This is a genomic window from Planococcus sp. CAU13, assembly GCF_000775575.1.
Classification (GTDB): Bacteria; Bacillota; Bacilli; order Bacillales_A; family Planococcaceae; genus Planococcus.
Genome location: NZ_JRGN01000216.1, coordinates 26869 through 44368 on the forward strand (window position 1 = coordinate 26869; position 17500 = coordinate 44368).

Sequence of the window (17500 nt, forward strand, 5' to 3'; positions counted from 1 at the left end):
TTATTTTTTTTCTTTAGGGCGTTTAGTTCCGTATTTAGAACGTCCTTGCATACGGCCGTTTACGCCAGCAGTATCAAGTGCTCCACGAACGATGTGGTAACGTACACCCGGTAAGTCTTTTACGCGTCCGCCGCGAAGAAGAACTACACTGTGCTCTTGAAGGTTGTGGCCTTCGCCAGGGATGTATGCGTTGACCTCAAGTTGGTTTGTCAACCGTACACGCGCATATTTACGCAATGCAGAGTTAGGTTTTTTCGGTGTCATCGTACCAACACGTGTACAAACTCCACGTTTTTGTGGTGAGTTAACATCAGTCTGAGACTTTTTGAAGCTGTTATACCCTTTGCCCAAAGCTGGTGAGTCTGATTTTGTGTTTTTCGGTTTACGAGGCTTGTTAACTAATTGGTTAATTGTAGGCATCGATTTTTTCCTCCTCTCAAAAGGTGTTCTAATACCACATATCCAGGTGGTTCATTTTTGGGTAAAAAACAAAGTCTTTGTGTTTTCTACACAAAAACTGGTATCCAGTAATTGCTTCAGCAGCTGCAGGGGTTGGATTTCCACTGCTCAGCCAAGCTTAAATCTTGAGTGAATCCGGTTGACCTGACTTTGTCTAGATGTCCGGACGATCTGACAAATCAATCAATCGTTCCACTTATATATTCTTGGACAATGCCACTTTATACGCCATTACTGTTGCTTAGTACCGAAGATAATTCGCGGTTCTTACACATTCATCCAGGCATTTGCATGCTGCAGAAATGAAAGTCCGCTAACCATCAACCTTCAACATAATATCACCCTATGAATTTCATGTCAACTAGATTCATAAAAATTCCGGGGAGTTAATGGCACTCCCCGAAACCGTTTTGTCTGAATTACGATTCAGAGCCGACAATCTCTTCAGCGGCTTTTTTTTCGCTTTGTGCAATTTTTATCTGGCGGTAACGCTGCATTCCGGTACCAGCCGGAACGAGTTTACCGATGATGACGTTCTCTTTCAAGCCAAGCAGCTCATCACGCTTCCCTTTGATTGCGGCATCGGTTAAGACGCGCGTAGTCTCCTGGAAGGATGCAGCTGACAGGAATGATTCTGTTTCAAGAGAAGCTTTCGTGATTCCGAGGATAACCGGACGGCTTGTCGCCGGAAGGTTGCCTTCAAGAACCGCTTTAACGTTCGCTTCTGTGAACTGATGGATATCAAGCAGTGAACCTGGCAGCAATTCTGTATCGCCGGCTTCAATGACACGCACTTTACGGAACATCTGGCGAACCATGACTTCCACGTGTTTGTCGCCGATTTCAACACCCTGCATCCGGTAAACTTTTTGAACTTCCTTCAATAGATACACTTGAACAGCCTGAACATCTTTAACTTGCAATAATTGTTTCGGATCGATCGAACCATCCGTCAATACCTGGCCGCGAACGATTGCATCATTCTCCTGAACTTTCAGGCGGGCGTTATATGGCGCCAAATATTTACGGGTTTCAACTTCACCTTGAATCGTGATTTCTTTCTGGCCTTCGCGGATTTCATCAATTTCAGTAACCGTACCTGTAATTTCTGAGATCACTGCCTGGCCTTTCGGATTTCTTGATTCGAAAATTTCCTGGATACGCGGAAGACCTTGTGTAATATCGTCTCCTGCTACCCCGCCTGTATGGAATGTACGCATCGTAAGCTGAGTTCCCGGTTCCCCGATTGACTGAGCGGCAATAATACCAACTGCCTCGCCCACTTCAACTTCGTCACCAGTCGCCAGGTTTGTGCCGTAACATTTTTTGCAGACGCCGTGTTTCGTATTACATGTAAACGCAGAGCGGATTGTCACTTCTTTGATCCCTGCTTCAACAATGAGACGGGTCAAATCTTGTGTAATCAATTCGTCTTTCGCGACAATAATATCTTTTGTTTCCGGATGGCGGATCGTTTTCTTGGCGTGACGCCCTACGATGCGCTCTTCCAGCTCTTCGATTACTTCAGAACCTTCCATCAATGCTCCAACCAGTAATCCGCGGTCAGTGCCACAGTCGTTTTCACGGACGATTGCATCTTGTGCAACGTCTACGAGGCGACGGGTCAAATAACCTGAATCGGCTGTTTTCAGTGCTGTATCGGCAAGACCTTTACGCGCACCGTGAGTCGAGATGAAGTATTCAAGTACCGTCAAACCTTCACGGAATGAAGACTTGATCGGAAGTTCGATGATGCGTCCTGCCGGGTTGGCCATAAGTCCGCGCATACCGGCTAATTGTGTAAAGTTGGATGCGTTACCACGTGCTCCGGAGTCACTCATCATGAAAATCGGGTTCATATTGTCTAGGGAAGCCATCAATTTTTCCTGAATAACATCTTTCGCGCTGCTCCAGAAGGAAATAACACGTGCATAGCGTTCCTCTTCAGTAATAAGACCGCGACGGAATTGCTTCATGACTTTATCAACATTTTCCTGTGCTTCTACAAGGATTTCTCCTTTGTCAGGAAGAACGACGATATCGGAAATACCAACCGTAATACCTGCCTGAGTCGAATACTTGAATCCAAGGCTCTTCATGCGGTCAAGCATTCTTGATGTTTCCGTAATATGGTAACGCTTGAATACTTCAGCAATGATTTCCCCAAGGATTTTTTTCTTGAATGGAGTCACCAATTCTGCTTCTGCAATATGTTTCGAAATGTCTGTTGTTGTTGAAACAAAATATTTCGCCGGGGTTTCAACTTGCAGGTTATAATCGGTCGGTTCATTGATATAAGGGAATGACTTCGGCAGAATTTCATTGAAAATGATTTTACCGACAGTTGTCAGCAATAACATTTTATTCTGTTCAGCCGTGAATGTCGGGTTGTTGACAGAGCTGGCTTTGATTGCGACACGGGTATGCAAATGCACATGGCCCGTCTGGTATGCAACCAGCACTTCATCGGGTCCTGAGAATACAGCACCTTCGCCAGTTGCGCCTTTGCGCTCCAACGTAAGGTAATAGTTGCCCAAAACCATATCCTGTGAAGGTGTAACGACTGGTTTTCCGTCTTTCGGGTTCAAAATGTTCTGCGCGGCAAGCATCAATAATCTTGCTTCAGCCTGTGCTTCAGATGAAAGCGGTACGTGAACAGCCATCTGGTCACCGTCAAAGTCGGCGTTGTACGCTGTACATACTAACGGGTGAAGGCGAATCGCCTTACCTTCGACCAATGTCGGTTCAAAAGCCTGGATACCGAGTCTGTGAAGCGTCGGTGCACGGTTCAAAAGAACCGGATGCTCCTTGATGACTTCTTCCAGTACATCCCACACTTCAGGGTGAAGACGTTCGATTTTGCGTTTGGCACTTTTGATGTTATGGGCAAGGCCGCGTTCAACAAGCTCTTTCATAACGAAAGGCTTGAACAGCTCAATCGCCATCCCTTTCGGCAAACCGCATTGATACATTTTCAGGTTCGGTCCGACAACAATAACGGAGCGTCCTGAATAATCGACACGTTTACCCAGAAGGTTTTGACGGAAACGTCCTTGTTTCCCTTTCAGCATATGAGAAAGAGATTTCAACGGACGGTTACCCGGCCCTGTTACAGGGCGGCCACGGCGGCCGTTATCGATCAGCGCATCTACAGCTTCCTGCAGCATGCGTTTTTCGTTTTGCACAATGATGCTTGGCGCGCCAAGATCCAACAGGCGTTTCAATCGGTTATTCCGGTTGATTACGCGACGGTAAAGGTCATTCAAATCAGATGTCGCAAAACGGCCGCCGTCCAATTGAACCATCGGACGAAGTTCCGGCGGGATTACAGGAAGAACATCCAGAATCATCCAATCCGGGTTGTTGCCTGAATTACGGAAAGATTCCACAACTTCAAGGCGTTTGATCGCACGTGTACGGCGCTGTCCCTGAGCTGTTTTCAATTCTTCTTTCAATGAATCGGTTTCACGCTCGAGATCGATTTCCTGAAGAAGGCGTTTGATTGCTTCCGCTCCCATTGCCGCCTGGAATTTTTTACCGAACTTATCACGATAAGCGCGATACTCTTTTTCTGACAGCAGCTGTTTCTTTTCAAGCGGCGTATCCGCCGGATCGATAACAACATATGAAGCGAAATAAATAACTTCTTCCAACGAGCGCGGTGACATATCAAGGATGAGTCCCATACGGCTCGGGATTCCTTTGAAATACCAGATATGCGACACAGGTGCAGCCAGTTCGATATGGCCCATGCGTTCGCGGCGGACTTTTGAACGTGTGACTTCAACGCCACAGCGATCACAGACTACACCTTTATAACGGACGCGTTTGTATTTTCCGCAATGGCATTCCCAGTCTTTTGTAGGACCGAAGATACGTTCACAGAACAAACCGTCTTTTTCAGGTTTTAATGTACGGTAGTTAATTGTTTCCGGCTTTTTGACTTCTCCATAAGACCATGAGCGAATTTTATCGGGTGACGCCAATCCGATTTTCATATACTCAAAATTATTAACATCTATCAAGGAGCCTACCTCCCTTTTGTCTCGAGTTTCTACGTGGCTCTTCCTCGTTTATGACCAAGTGAATGGAAATGGGGCAGTTGGTGGCTGCCCTTATCCAATTAATTATCAATCAACTGTTCCAATAGCTTTTTCCTGATCTGCAATCGGCAGGATATTTAAAGAATCAGCCGGCTGAAGATCTTCTTCTTCATCCAAATCGCGCAATTCAATTTCCTCATCGTCGATTGTCAGCATTTTCACGTCCATACCCAAACTTTGAAGTTCTTTTATCAATACTTTAAATGATTCCGGCACGCTTGGTTGCGGTACACTTTCGCCTTTGACAATTGCTTCATAAGTTTTCACACGGCCAACTACATCATCCGACTTGACTGTCAGGATTTCCTGCAATGTGTGAGCGGCACCATATGCTTCAAGCGCCCAAACTTCCATCTCTCCGAAACGCTGTCCACCGAATTGTGCTTTACCACCAAGCGGCTGCTGCGTAACAAGCGAGTATGGCCCAGTTGAACGGGCATGCAGCTTATCGTCGACCATGTGGGCCAGTTTGATCATGTACATGATTCCCACAGACACACGGTTATCGAAAGCTTCGCCGGAGCGGCCATCATACAGGATGGTTTTTCCGTCACGCGGCATCCCTGCTTCTTCCATTGTTTCCAGCACATCATCTTCATTGGCTCCATCAAATACAGCTGAGGCCATATGAATTCCGAGTGAACGGGAAGCCATTCCCAAATGGAGTTCCAGCACCTGTCCGATATTCATACGGGAAGGAACGCCAAGCGGGTTTAACATGATATCTACAGGAGTGCCATCCGGCATGAACGGCATATCTTCTTCCGGAAGAATCCGGGAGATAACCCCTTTGTTACCGTGGCGGCCAGCCATCTTATCACCGACAGAAATTTTACGTTTCTGGACGATATAAGCGCGGACCAGCTGGTTTACACCCGGTGGCAGCTCGTCGCCGTCTTCACGGTTGAAGATTTTAACATCCAATACAATACCGCCGGCGCCATGAGGCACTCGAAGTGATGTATCGCGGACTTCACGTGCTTTTTCACCAAAAATAGCGTGCAGCAGGCGCTCTTCCGCCGTCAATTCCGTTACACCTTTAGGCGTTACTTTACCGACGAGGATGTCTCCGTCTTTTACTTCTGCCCCTACACGGATGATTCCGCGGTCATCAAGGTTGCGAAGCGCATCTTCTCCGACATTTGGAATATCACGCGTAATTTCTTCAGGCCCAAGTTTCGTATCACGGGAATCCGATTCATATTCTTCAATATGAACAGAAGTATAAACATCGTCTTTAACCAGACGCTCACTCATGATGATCGCATCTTCATAGTTAAAGCCGTCCCACGTCATGAATGCTACCAGGACGTTTCGGCCCAACGCCATTTCTCCTCGTTCCATTGAAGGACCGTCAGCCAGGATATCGCGTTTTGAAACGCGGTCTCCGACTTTGACGATCGGACGCTGGTTATAGCTTGTTCCCTGGTTGGAACGGATAAATTTCTGCAATCTGTAAATGTCCGTGTCACCTTTGACTTCATTGCCGTCGACTTCTTCGATGCGGCGGACGCGAATTTCCTTCGCTTCCACGTATTCAACGATTCCGTCATTTTTAGCGATGACCGCGGCACCTGAATCTCTTGCTGCCAGGTGTTCCATGCCGGTACCTACAAATGGAGCTTCCGGATTCAGCAAAGGAACAGCCTGACGCTGCATGTTTGCACCCATCAGGGCACGGTTGGAGTCATCATTTTCTAGGAACGGGATACAGGCTGTCGCGACTGAAACGACCTGTTTCGGCGAAACATCCATATAATCCACGCTGCTGCGTTTATAAAGCGTGTTCTCACCGCGGAAACGGGCCACTACTTCGTCTTCAAGGAATGAACCATCCGGGTTTAATACAGAGTTCGCCTGTGCAACTACATAATTATCTTCTTCATCAGCTGTCAGATAATCAATTTGTCCAGTCACAAGGTGAGTTTCGGGATCAACGCGGCGATACGGTGTTTCAATAAAACCAAATTTATTCACTTTCGCAAAAGTGGAAAGTGTGTTGATCAAGCCGATGTTCGGCCCCTCAGGCGTTTCAATCGGACACATGCGCCCATAATGCGAGTAATGGACGTCACGGACTTCGAAACCTGCGCGTTCACGCGTCAGACCACCGGGCCCAAGCGCAGACAGACGGCGTTTATGCGTCAATTCAGCAAGCGGGTTCGTCTGATCCATGAACTGTGACAACTGGGAACTGCCGAAGAACTCTTTGATCGAAGCGATAACAGGACGGATATTGATCAGTTGCTGCGGTACGATCGCTTGTGTGTCGTTGATCGACATGCGCTCACGCACAACACGCTCCATCCGGGATAAACCGATGCGGAACTGGTTTTGCAGAAGTTCCCCTACTGAACGCAGGCGGCGGTTTCCAAGGTGATCGATATCATCCGTGTTTCCAACTCCGTATAAAAGGTTAAAGAAGTAACTGATGGAAGCAATAATATCTGCAGGCGTTACATGTTTGATCTTGTCTTCTATATAAGCGTTGCTGATAACAGTGATTTCTTTTTGCTCTTCATCATTCGGAGCAAAGATTTTAACAGACTGCAGCGTTACGTCGCCTTCCAGAACGCCTCCCGCTTGAGAAACAGTCTGGAAGCCCACACCACTTTCAAGATTCGGAATGATTCTGTCAAGGACGCGGCGATCGATAAGCGTGCCGGCTTCCACCAGAATTTCACCTGTTTCAGGATCGACCAGTGTTTCAGCAATGGTCTGATTGAAGAGGCGGTTCTTGATGTGAAGCTTTTTATTCATTTTATAACGGCCAACATTGGCCAGGTCATAGCGTTTTGGGTCAAAGAAGCGCGAATACAATAAACTCTTGGCGCTTTCTACTGTTGGGGGTTCACCTGGACGCAGACGCTCATAAATTTCCAGAAGCGCTTTTTCAGTGCTTTCTGTATTATCTTTTTCAAGCGTGTTGCGCAAGTATTCATTATCACCCAGCAAATCGATGATTTCCTGGTCAGAGCCAAAGCCAAGCGCTCTTAAAAGGACAGTGACAGGAAGCTTTCGTGTGCGGTCAATTCTGACGTACACAACATCTTTTGCATCTGTTTCATATTCAAGCCAAGCACCGCGGTTTGGAATGACAGTTGCGCCAAATCCTTTTTTACCGTTTTTGTCTGTCTTGTCATGGAAATAAACACTAGGTGAACGAACAAGCTGTGAAACGATAACGCGTTCAGCGCCATTGATCACGAAAGTGCCGGTTTCTGTCATCAGAGGGAAATCTCCCATGAAGACATCCTGCTCTTTCACTTCATCCGTTTCTTTGTTGTGCAGTCGCACTTTCACGCGCAGCGGAGCTGCGTAAGTGACGTCCCGTTCTTTTGATTCGTCCACTGGATACTTTGGTTCTGCAAGACTGTAATCAACAAACTCGAGCGAAAGATTTCCTGTGAAATCTTCAATCGGCGAAATATCGCGGAACATTTCGCGCAGCCCTTCTTCTAGGAACCACTCATAAGATGATGATTGAATTTCAATCAGGTTCGGAAGATCCAGCACTTCACTGATTCTCGAAAAACTTCTGCGTTGACGATGTTGACCGTACTGAACTAGTTGACCTACCAACTTATTCACCCCTCAATAAAACGATTATAGGTCTTTGCGATTCCCACAAAATAGTGTATGATATCGAAAAGACAAAAAGAAAACGAGTCCAATTGAATCAGCTCATTTTCGGTTAACACGTGATTGGTACTGTCGCCATGCTCTGCCCAAAAAAGGGCAAACGACCTCAAAATAATAAATTTTGCATTTCATTATAATATCACAGGGATTTTGTCAAGTCAAATTTTTCTGGCCTCAAAAATGAAGTATCCCTTCTTCTTATCAGCCACCCGGCAATTGCCGAAAAGCTCTTCCAGTTTAGCCTGCGTTGAAGCAGCGCCCTGTTTTTTCTGGATGACGACCCACAGTGATCCGCCTGCCGCAAGTTTCATGCCGGCTTCCTCATAGAATCTGAAAACCGTCTCTTTTCCGGCCCGTATCGGCGGATTGGTCAGGATGGCAGAAAACCCTTCCTCTTTTACCGAAGAAAGTCCATCACTTTCGTAGATTTCAACGTTTTCCGCATTATTTCTTGCTGCATTTTTCCTGGCAAGTTCGATGGCGCGCAAATTGACGTCCACCATATGAACTTTTTTCTGGGGAAAGGATCGGGCAATGGCGATTCCGATCGGACCGTAGCCACAGCCGACATCGAGCAGCGGCCCTACCACGGAAGATTCTTCAAACGCTTCGATCAATAGGCGCGAACCGAAATCCACTTCATTTTTGCTGAATACACCGGCATCCGTCTGAAAATGGATTTTTTCGCCTCGCAATGTGTAAGTCCATTCTTGGGGTTTGCTTGTGGTCTGAGGATTTTTGGAATAATAATGCTGTGACATAAAAAGCCCTCCTTACATTAATCAACCAGCGGTGACGGAATTAAAATGAAAATGAAGAAAAAGCTCGTCGGTGTATACTGACGAGCTTTTTCTGTATTGCTATCGGGCATAGAAATTACTTAACTTCTACTCCAGCGCCAACTTCTTCAAGTTTGCCTTTGATTTCTTCTGCTTCTTCTTTAGTAACGCCTTCTTTAAGAGCTTTAGGAGCTTCGTCAACTAGTGCTTTAGCTTCTTTCAAGCCTAGGCCTGTGATTTCGCGTACTGCTTTGATAACTTTGATCTTCTGATCGCCAGCAGATGCAAGTACTACGTCGAATTCTGTTTGCTCTTCAGCAACAGCAGCGCCGCCAGCAGCAGCAGCCACAGGTGCAGCAGCAGTTACGCCGAATTCTTCTTCGATTGCTTTTACTAGGTCGTTAAGTTGAAGAACTGTCATTTCTTTGATTGCGTCTAAGATTTGTTCTTGTGTCATTATAATTTCCTCCTATGATAGGTAATTTTTTTGTGTTGCTAAGCCGGGGCTATGAGGCGGATTGAATTACGCGCCTTGTTCTTCTTTGTGATCTGCAACTGCTTTCGTAGTGGCAGCAAAGTTGCGGATTGGAGCTTGAAGTACGCTGAGTAGCATGGACAATAGACCTTCGCGTGATGGAAGTTCTGCCAATGCTTTGATATCTTCCGCAGAAGATACAGCGCCTTCGATAACGCCCGCTTTAATTTCAAGCGCTTCGTTCTTTTTCGCGAAATCGTTGATGATTCTCGCTGGCGCAACTACATCTTCGTTAGAAAATGCGATTGCATTAGGACCTGTAAAGTGTTCGTTGATCGCTTCAAGACCATGCATTTCAGTAGCACGGCGAGTCATTGAGTTTTTGTAAACTTTAAACTCAACGCCTGCTTCACGAAGCTGTTTACGAAGTTCTGTCAATTGTGCAACGTTCAAACCGCGGTAATCAACAACTACTACAGATGCTGCAGAGCCGAATTTATCAGCGATTGTTTGCACGACAACTTTTTTCGTTTCAACTGCTTTTGTCATTTTGGCACCTCCCATAGATTTTCCATTCATACCGTTTCCATAAGAAAAGCCCCTGGTCCATTACAGACACAGAGGCATAAAGTCAGCATCAAAAAGATGTTTACTGAATTCATTGTCCTCGGCAGGGATAATTTAAGCGACTGGCGCCCCTGCTGTCTGCGGTACAAACGTATATTTCACAACTCCGCTATTATAACGGAGAATTTCTGCGATGTCAATAAATTATTTAACGACAACTTTCAGTGGATCCACTTTTACAGCAGGTCCCATCGTAGTTGTTACGTTAAGTGATTTGATGTAAGTTCCTTTTGCAGCCGATGGCTTAGCTTTAAGAACTACATCATGGATAGCCGCTAAGTTTTCAGCAAGTTTGCTGTCATCAAAAGAGACTTTTCCGATTGGCGCGTGGATGATACCTGTTTTGTCTGCACGGTATTCCACTTTACCAGCTTTGATTTCCTGAACAGCTTTCGCTACATCAAATGTAACAGTGCCTGTTTTCGGGTTTGGCATCAAGCCTTTTGGTCCCAATACGCGACCGATTTTACCAACTTCACCCATCATGTCCGGTGTAGCAACGATTACATCGAAGTCAAACCATCCCTGTTGGATTTTTTGGATATATTCAGCATCGCCCACGAAATCCGCTCCAGCTGCTTCAGCTTCTTTCACTTTATCGCCTTTAGCGAATACCAATACGCTTTGCGTTTTACCAGTTCCGTTTGGAAGCACTACTGCCCCACGGATTTGCTGATCGTTTTTGCGTGTATCGATTCCAAGACGGAAAGCCACTTCCACTGTTGCATCAAAGTTGACTGTGCTTGCTTTTTTCGCAAGTTCAATCGCTTCATTCGCGTCGTATAATTTTGTGCGGTCGATCAATTTTGCTGCTTCTTGCAGCTTTTTGCCTGTTTTAGCCATTTTAACGTCCTCCTTGTTGTGGTCGAGCGGTCTTAAACCTCCCACGATTAAAGGCTGCGCAGCCCTTTACGAACTTGCGCAACCCGTCCAAAAACAACTGCTAGATTAGTCTTCGATTGTAATGCCCATGCTGCGAGCAGTACCTTCAACCATCAACATTGCAGCTTCAACTGAAGCAGCATTTAGATCTGGCATTTTAGTTTCTGCGATTTCGCGAACTTTGTCGCGTTTCACAGTCGCTACTTTATTGCGGTTCGGTTCACCTGAACCTGATTCAATACCGGCTGCTACTTTAAGTAGAACAGCTGCGGGTGGAGTTTTCGTAATGAATGTAAATGAACGGTCTTCAAATACCGAAATCTCAACTGGAATGATCAGTCCTGCTTGATCCGCTGTACGCGCGTTGAACTCTTTACAGAATCCCATGATGTTAACACCTGCTTGACCCAATGCTGGACCAACCGGGGGTGCTGGATTTGCTTTTGCTGCAGGAATCTGCAACTTTACAACTTTAATAACTTTTTTAGCCACGAAACACACCTCCTTAAGTCCGTGATGTGGTAATAGGGTTTCCCCTCCCACTCAATATCTGTCTGTCAACTATGTTGAAAGAATTAGTTAAATTGTACAGATTGCCCTATGACAGTCTGACCTATGAAATAATACCACTTCTGAATCAGAATAGCAAGCAGCTTTTATATTTTTTGGACTTGTTCGAAATCAAGTTCCATTTTCGTTTCACGGCCGAAGATATCAATGGAAACTTTTACTTTGCCTTTTGTTTCATCGATTTCTTCCACTTTGCCCTGGAAGTTCGCGAATGGCCCTTCCATTACTTCGACAATATCCGTAACCTTGAAGTTGATGTCGACGCGGCGTTCCGTCATGCCCATCTGCTTCAGAATAAAGTCGACTTCCTCATCAAGCAGCGGCGTCGGTTTCGCTCCGCCTCCCGAAGAACCGATAAAGCCGGTCACTCCCGGTGTATTGCGGACCACATACCACGATTCATCCGTCATGATCAATTCGACCAGCACATAGCCGGGGAATGTTTTACGCATGACAGTGCGTTTTTTGCCATCTTTAAAATCCGTTTCCTGCTCTTCAGGAATGATGACGCGGAAGATCTTATCCTGCATGCCCATCGTTTCAACACGCTTTTCCAGATTCGCTTTAACTTTATTTTCATAACCGGAATACGTGTGGACTACATACCAATTCTTTTCCATATTCGCACGGACTAGACGTCCATCCCTCCTTTTTTCCAAATGAAAAAACCCGTTCTCGTAGAATGACGGGCTATTTTTTATTCATTATTCTTGTTGCACGCTTATGATTACAGCGCTAAGAACCAACGGAATAATTCTGATATGCCTGTATCGATCAATGCGAAGAACAGCGCCATAAAGATACACGTGGAAAGAACAACGATTGTATAGCGCGTCAGTTCTTTGCGTTTAGGCCAGCTTACTTTTCTCATTTCCGAAACGACGTTTTTAAAGAAATCCCCAATGTTGCCCATTGTTCAAAAACCTCCGAAGTTTAAAAATTACTCTATATCGCTCGGCATTCACTTAAATTCATAACGTTTGTTTATGCACGGTATGCCCATTGCAATGAGCACAGAATTTATTAAGTTCCAAACGTGTGCTGGATTCCGCTTTCGCAGGAACCGTGTAATTGCGGGATGCACATTTCGAGCAGCTTAAAACGATTTTTTTAGCCATTTCCCTCACCCTATTCGAGTTTGCAGCTTTTTCAAGGTTATCACCTTAAAACTTCCATGTCAACAGCGCATCAGGAGGTGCGGGTTTCATCTATTTGAAGATGCCGCTCCAGTTTCCTTTTCACACGCTGCAATGCATTATCGATCGATTTGACATGGCGCTCCAATTTTTCTGATATTTCCTGGTAGGTCTGTCCGTCCAGATACAGGGTCAGCACCTCCCGTTCAAGTTCACTGAGCACTTCGCCCATTTTTTCTTCCATATACATGAACTCTTCATTATTGATCATTAATTGCTGCGGATCATCTACTCCGTTATCTGTCAAAACGTCCATCAGCGTCCGGTCGGATTCCTCGTCATAGATCGGCTTGTCCAGAGAGACATAGGAATTCAGCGGAATATGCTTTTGCCGTGTGGCAGTTTTGATGGCGGTGATAATCTGCCGGATGATGCACAGTTCGGCAAACGCCCTGAAAGAAGACAGTTTATCGCTGCGGAAATCACGGATGGCTTTATACAGGCCAATCATGCCTTCCTGGATAATGTCTTCTTTGTCAGCTCCAATCAGAAAATAGGATCGGGCTTTCATTCGAACGAAATGCCGAAATTTATTGATCAGAAAATCCAGTGCTTCAGTATTTCCGTCGTGGACCAAACTGACAAGTTCCTCATCTGTCATTTCCATAAATCGCCGGGCTTGAACTTGTTCCTGATTTCCCACGGTTATCCCTCCGGTCGCGCGAACCTCGATATCATCAGTATACAGGAACCAAAAATTGAGCGTCAACCGTTCATTTCAGCCCACGCCGCCATTTTTCAAATATTTCAGCAATTTCTTTCGGCAGCGTGATTTTTGAGAAGGCTTGCTGCTCCTGGATTTCTTTCACTTTTTTCGAAATTTTCTGTTGGATTTCCTCCACTTCAATTTCCAGTTCACGGGCGGAGATCCGAAGTGCTCCTTTGGCAAAAATCACCGATTGTTCCGTCAAATCTGAAGTGGCGACATAAATCTGGTCACGCCTGTTGTTTAAACTGGTTGCCAGTTTTTCAATGCGTTCATCGGCAGTTTCACTTTCTTTCGTGTATATCACTTCGACATCTGATTTCAAATCACGGGCTTCTATCCCGGGCACTAGATGAGCGTCAAAAACGATGATGACCCGCCAGCCTTTATAACCGCGATATTCCGCCATCCGCTCGATCAGCCGGTCCCTGGCATCCGCCAGTTTGTCTTTTTTCAATTCCCTTAGTTCCACCCAGTCTCCAATGATGTTATAGCCATCAACCAGCAGAATGTCCATATCGCTTAACCCAGTGGATGGCGCTTCCGGTAGACTTCGTACATGAGCAGGCTCGCTGCCACCGAAGCGTTCAGGGAAGTAACATGGCCGACCATCGGCAATTGGTAAAGGAAATCACATTTCTCGCGCAGGATCCGGCTCATGCCTTTGCCTTCGCTGCCGATTATGACAGCGAGCGGCAAATTGGCATCCATCCGGCGGTAATCCACCGATTCTTTGGCATCGGTTCCCGCAATCCAGACGCTGCGTTTTTTCAGTTCATCCACTGTCTGCGAAAGGTTATTGACGCGAACGACCGGAATATGTTCAATGGCTCCGGTGGAAGACTTTGCGACGACCGCCGTCAAACCGACTGCGCGGCGTCTCGGGATAATCAATCCGTGTGCGCCTACTGCATCCGCGGTCCGCATGATTGAGCCGAGGTTATGCGGGTCTTCCAGTTCATCAAGGATCAGAAAGAACGGATCTTCCGAACGCGACTCTGCCACCTTGAATAAATCATCCAGTTCCGCATAATTATAAGCGGCGACTGCAGCTGCAATGCCCTGATGATTCGAATCCGTCAGGCCGTCGATTTTTTTCTTCGGCACAAACTGGACAATGACCTTTTTCTCTTTCGCCAATTGCAGCAGTTCAGCAATCCCTTTTTTCTGAACGCCTTCTGCAATCCAGATTTTATTGATATCGCGATTTGCCCGCAATGCTTCGAGCACCGGGTTTTTGCCTCCGATAATTTCAGGCTCCAATTCCTCAGTCATTTGATCACTCCTTTCACTTCTTCTATTATATCGATGCTGTACGAAATGATTTCACTGACCCGCTCCGTATGCCCTTTTAAATAATTCCAGCCCAGCACCGCTTCGAACGCGGTACTGAAATTATACGTCTGGACATCGGTGTTTTTCGGCACCGAGCCTGATTTGGCATTGCGGCCGCGCCGCATGACAGCCAGTTCCTCTTCGGATAAAAAGCCTTCTTCCGTCAGCCGCTTCAGCACGATTGCCTGCGCTTTTGCGGAAACGAAAGTCGTCGACATGCGGTGCAGCGTATTCGGTTTGACCCGGCCCGAGCGCAGCAAATGCTCACGCACTGCCTGCTCATACACCGCATCGCCCATATAGGCGAGTGCCAGTGCGTTCAATTGATCCACATCCTGGTTGCGCAACACTTCCAAGACCTTACCCCCTCTTCCAACGCGTGCCCTGGGCAGTGTCTTCTAAAATGATATTTTTCTCTTTGAACAAATCACGGATCTCATCGGCGCGGGCAAAATCGCGGTTCTTGCGTGCACTGATCCGCTCTTCCAATAAAGCCTCGATTTCCGCATCCAGCAATTCTTCCTCTTGTTTGAACGGCAAGCCGAGCACATCCGCCAATTCATCAAAGACAGCCAGGAACGCTTCCAGCACTTCTGCTGATGTCTGCTTTTCCAACAGATACGTGTTCGCAAGACGCGACAGATCAAACAGCTTCGAAATTCCGTGTGCCGTGTTGAAATCATCATCCATCGTTTCAATAAATTCTTTTTTGATTGCTTCAATTTTCGACAGCCAAATATCGGAATGATCGCCTAGTCCTGCTGTTACACCGAGGCGATGCTTCAGGTTGGCATACGAAGTGCGCAGACGCTCCAGCCCTGCAATGGCGTCTTCCACCAATTGCTGCGAATAATTGATCGGGTGGCGGTAATGCACCGACAGCATGAAGAAACGCAGCACTTGCGGATCCATCTCTTTCAGAATATCGTTCACCAACACGAAATTATTCAGCGACTTCGACATTTTTTCATTGTCGATATTGATATAGCCGTTGTGCATCCAGTAATGCGCAAACGGTTTACCTGTAAAGGCTTCCGACTGCGCGATCTCGTTTTCATGATGCGGGAACGTCAAATCCTGTCCGCCGGCGTGGATATCGATGGTGTCGCCCAGATGTTCGCGCGCCATCACCGAGCACTCGATGTGCCAGCCCGGGCGCCCTTCGCCCCACGGACTTACCCATGAGATTTCATTTGGCTTGGCTGCTTTCCACAGCACAAAATCCAGTTCGTCTTCTTTTTTGTCGCCGGTTTCGATGCGCGCACCGATTTTCAGCTCATCAACCGACTGATGCGACAATTTTCCGTAGCCTTCGAATTTGCGGGTCCGGTAATAGACATCGCCCTGCGATTCATAGGCAAAACCTTTTTCGATCAGCGCCTCAATAAATTCAACGATCTGCTCGATATGATCCATGACACGCGGGTGCACATCAGCAGCTGCACAGCCAAGCGCCTCCGTGTCATCGAAATATGCTTTGATGAAACGTTCAGCGATTTCCGGCACAGTCTGCCCCAATTCATTGGCAGCCTTGATCAGTTTGTCATCCACATCCGTAAAGTTGGACACATATTTCACATCATAGCCGCGGTATTCGAGGTAGCGGCGGACTGTATCATAAACGATAACCGGCCGTGCGTTGCCAATATGAATGTAATTATAGACAGTCGGTCCGCAGACATACATTTTCACTTTTCCTTCTTCGAGCGGGACAAACGGCTCTTTCGTGCGTGTCAGTGAATTAAAAATCTGAATTGTCATTCGGCATCTCCTTCTTTCTTCCTGGCTTGTTTTAATAATTCCACTTCGCGCCGAAGTTCGGCGATCTTCAATTCCATTGAATAGCACATATCTGCTACCGGGTCCGGCATATCCTGATGGTTCAGGTCCTTGTTGATCCGTACGCCGTCCCTGACGACCACTTTCCCCGGAATCCCGACAACCGTTGAATTCGGCGGCACATTTTTCAATACGACAGAGCCTGCACCAACTTTAGAACTCTCACCAATCGTAATAGATCCCAGCACTTTGGCTCCAGTTGCCACCAGCACATGGTCTTCCAGTGTCGGGTGCCTTTTTCCAGTCTCTTTTCCCGTTCCGCCCAGGGTGACTCCCTGGAACAGCGTTACATTATCCCCGATCATACACGTTTCCCCGATTACTACCCCCATTCCATGGTCAATGAAAAAGCGGCGGCCGATCACAGCGCCCGGGTGGATTTCGATGCCTGTGAAAAAACGGCTGATCTGTGAAATCACGCGTGCAATGAAAAACAATTTATTCTTAAAGAAGAAATGTGCCAGCCGGTGAGCCCAAATCGCATGCAGCCCCGAATAAGTGAGAATCACTTCGAGATAACTCCTTGCCGCCGGATCCTGTTCGAAAACGACATCCACATCTTCTTTTATTCTCTTAAACATCTATCTCAACTCCTTTTAATGCAAAATAAAAAGCGCCCCTGTCAATAAATTGACAGAGACGCATGCCTGCGCGGTTCCACTCTGATTAAAAAGGGCTCACCCTTTTTCTCTCGGCACCTTTAACGCAGGTGAAACGTCTGGTCTACTCGATTCGACTCAGCACTCGGAGAGGCATTTCCATGCGGCAGCGGCCCGGATCCCTTTCAGCCGGTGAGGATCTTCTCTGGAGAGCATGCTGCATGTACTTCTTCCCGTCAACGATTTTCTGATAGTAAATTCATTTTACACTTTTGTACCTATAAGTCA

Annotated in this window: 17 protein-coding genes and 2 other annotated features; all 17 genes read right to left on the reverse strand. The window is 46.6% G+C overall.

From position 1 onward, the window contains the following. Nucleotides 1-420, reverse strand: a complete 420-nt coding sequence (rpsL, locus tag KW93_RS09685; protein ID WP_033542805.1) for a 30S ribosomal protein S12 — start codon at nt 418-420, stop codon at nt 1-3. A 458-nt stretch (nt 421-878) separates the two neighbouring features. Next, on the reverse strand, nt 879-4457 hold the full coding sequence (gene rpoC / locus KW93_RS09690) for a DNA-directed RNA polymerase subunit beta' (RefSeq protein WP_442956622.1): 3579 nt from the start codon (nt 4455-4457) through the stop codon (nt 879-881). 132 nt (nt 4458-4589) lie between these two features. Then, a complete protein-coding gene (gene rpoB / locus KW93_RS09695) occupies nt 4590-8144 on the reverse strand; it encodes a DNA-directed RNA polymerase subunit beta (RefSeq protein WP_033542807.1) in 3555 nt (1184 codons plus the stop codon). A 218-nt stretch (nt 8145-8362) separates the two neighbouring features. Further along, nucleotides 8363-8965 (reverse strand): class I SAM-dependent methyltransferase, encoded by a 603-nt coding sequence (locus KW93_RS09700; protein ID WP_033542808.1) that lies wholly within the window; start codon nt 8963-8965, stop codon nt 8363-8365. Nucleotides 8966-9080: 115 nt separating this feature from the next. Next, nucleotides 9081-9440: a 50S ribosomal protein L7/L12 gene (gene rplL / locus KW93_RS09705; RefSeq protein WP_033542809.1), complete on the reverse strand. Its 360-nt coding sequence runs from the start codon at nt 9438-9440 to the stop codon at nt 9081-9083. Between the two features lie 66 nt (nt 9441-9506). Further along, nucleotides 9507-10007 (reverse strand): 50S ribosomal protein L10, encoded by a 501-nt coding sequence (gene rplJ, locus KW93_RS09710; RefSeq protein WP_033542810.1) that lies wholly within the window; start codon nt 10005-10007, stop codon nt 9507-9509. Between the two features lie 33 nt (nt 10008-10040). After that, nucleotides 10041-10187 (reverse strand) — a sequence feature (ribosomal protein L10 leader region). A 42-nt stretch (nt 10188-10229) separates the two neighbouring features. Beyond that, nucleotides 10230-10928 carry a 50S ribosomal protein L1 gene (rplA, locus tag KW93_RS09715; protein ID WP_033542811.1) on the reverse strand — a complete coding sequence of 233 codons (699 nt, stop codon included), beginning with the start codon at nt 10926-10928 and terminating at the stop codon, nt 10230-10232. 105 nt (nt 10929-11033) lie between these two features. Beyond that, the gene (gene rplK / locus KW93_RS09720; protein ID WP_033542812.1) at nt 11034-11459 is read right to left on the reverse strand and encodes a 50S ribosomal protein L11; all 426 of its coding nucleotides are present in this window, start codon (nt 11457-11459) and stop codon (nt 11034-11036) included. A 164-nt stretch (nt 11460-11623) separates the two neighbouring features. Next, on the reverse strand, nt 11624-12157 hold the full coding sequence (nusG, locus tag KW93_RS09725; RefSeq protein ID WP_033542813.1) for a transcription termination/antitermination protein NusG: 534 nt from the start codon (nt 12155-12157) through the stop codon (nt 11624-11626). A 107-nt stretch (nt 12158-12264) separates the two neighbouring features. Next, nucleotides 12265-12450 carry a preprotein translocase subunit SecE gene (gene secE, locus KW93_RS09730; protein ID WP_033542814.1) on the reverse strand — a complete coding sequence of 62 codons (186 nt, stop codon included), beginning with the start codon at nt 12448-12450 and terminating at the stop codon, nt 12265-12267. A gap of 58 nt (nt 12451-12508) precedes the next feature. Continuing rightward, the gene (gene rpmG, locus KW93_RS17130) at nt 12509-12655 is read right to left on the reverse strand and encodes a 50S ribosomal protein L33 (RefSeq protein WP_081986982.1); all 147 of its coding nucleotides are present in this window, start codon (nt 12653-12655) and stop codon (nt 12509-12511) included. Nucleotides 12656-12725: 70 nt separating this feature from the next. Then, entirely contained in the window at nt 12726-13442 is a 717-nt protein-coding gene (gene sigH / locus KW93_RS09735) for an RNA polymerase sporulation sigma factor SigH (RefSeq protein WP_442956621.1), read from the reverse strand. 4 nt (nt 13443-13446) lie between these two features. Then, nucleotides 13447-13956, reverse strand: coding sequence for an NYN domain-containing protein (locus KW93_RS09740; protein WP_033542816.1), 510 nt, complete (start codon nt 13954-13956; stop codon nt 13447-13449). Nucleotides 13957-13961: 5 nt separating this feature from the next. After that, nucleotides 13962-14714, reverse strand: coding sequence for a 23S rRNA (guanosine(2251)-2'-O)-methyltransferase RlmB (gene rlmB, locus KW93_RS09745; protein ID WP_033542817.1), 753 nt, complete (start codon nt 14712-14714; stop codon nt 13962-13964). Next, nucleotides 14711-15130: a Mini-ribonuclease 3 gene (locus tag KW93_RS09750; RefSeq protein WP_033542818.1), complete on the reverse strand. Its 420-nt coding sequence runs from the start codon at nt 15128-15130 to the stop codon at nt 14711-14713. The genes rlmB and KW93_RS09750 overlap by 4 nt, the downstream gene beginning before the upstream one ends. A 4-nt stretch (nt 15131-15134) precedes the next feature. Continuing rightward, nucleotides 15135-16535, reverse strand: a complete 1401-nt coding sequence (gene cysS, locus KW93_RS09755; protein WP_033542819.1) for a cysteine--tRNA ligase — start codon at nt 16533-16535, stop codon at nt 15135-15137. Next, nucleotides 16532-17194: a serine O-acetyltransferase EpsC gene (gene epsC, locus KW93_RS09760; RefSeq protein WP_033542820.1), complete on the reverse strand. Its 663-nt coding sequence runs from the start codon at nt 17192-17194 to the stop codon at nt 16532-16534. Before epsC ends, cysS begins: the two co-directional genes overlap by 4 nt. Nucleotides 17195-17245: 51 nt before the next feature. Beyond that, nucleotides 17246-17461, reverse strand: a binding site (T-box leader). Nucleotides 17462-17500: the final 39 nt, after the last annotated feature.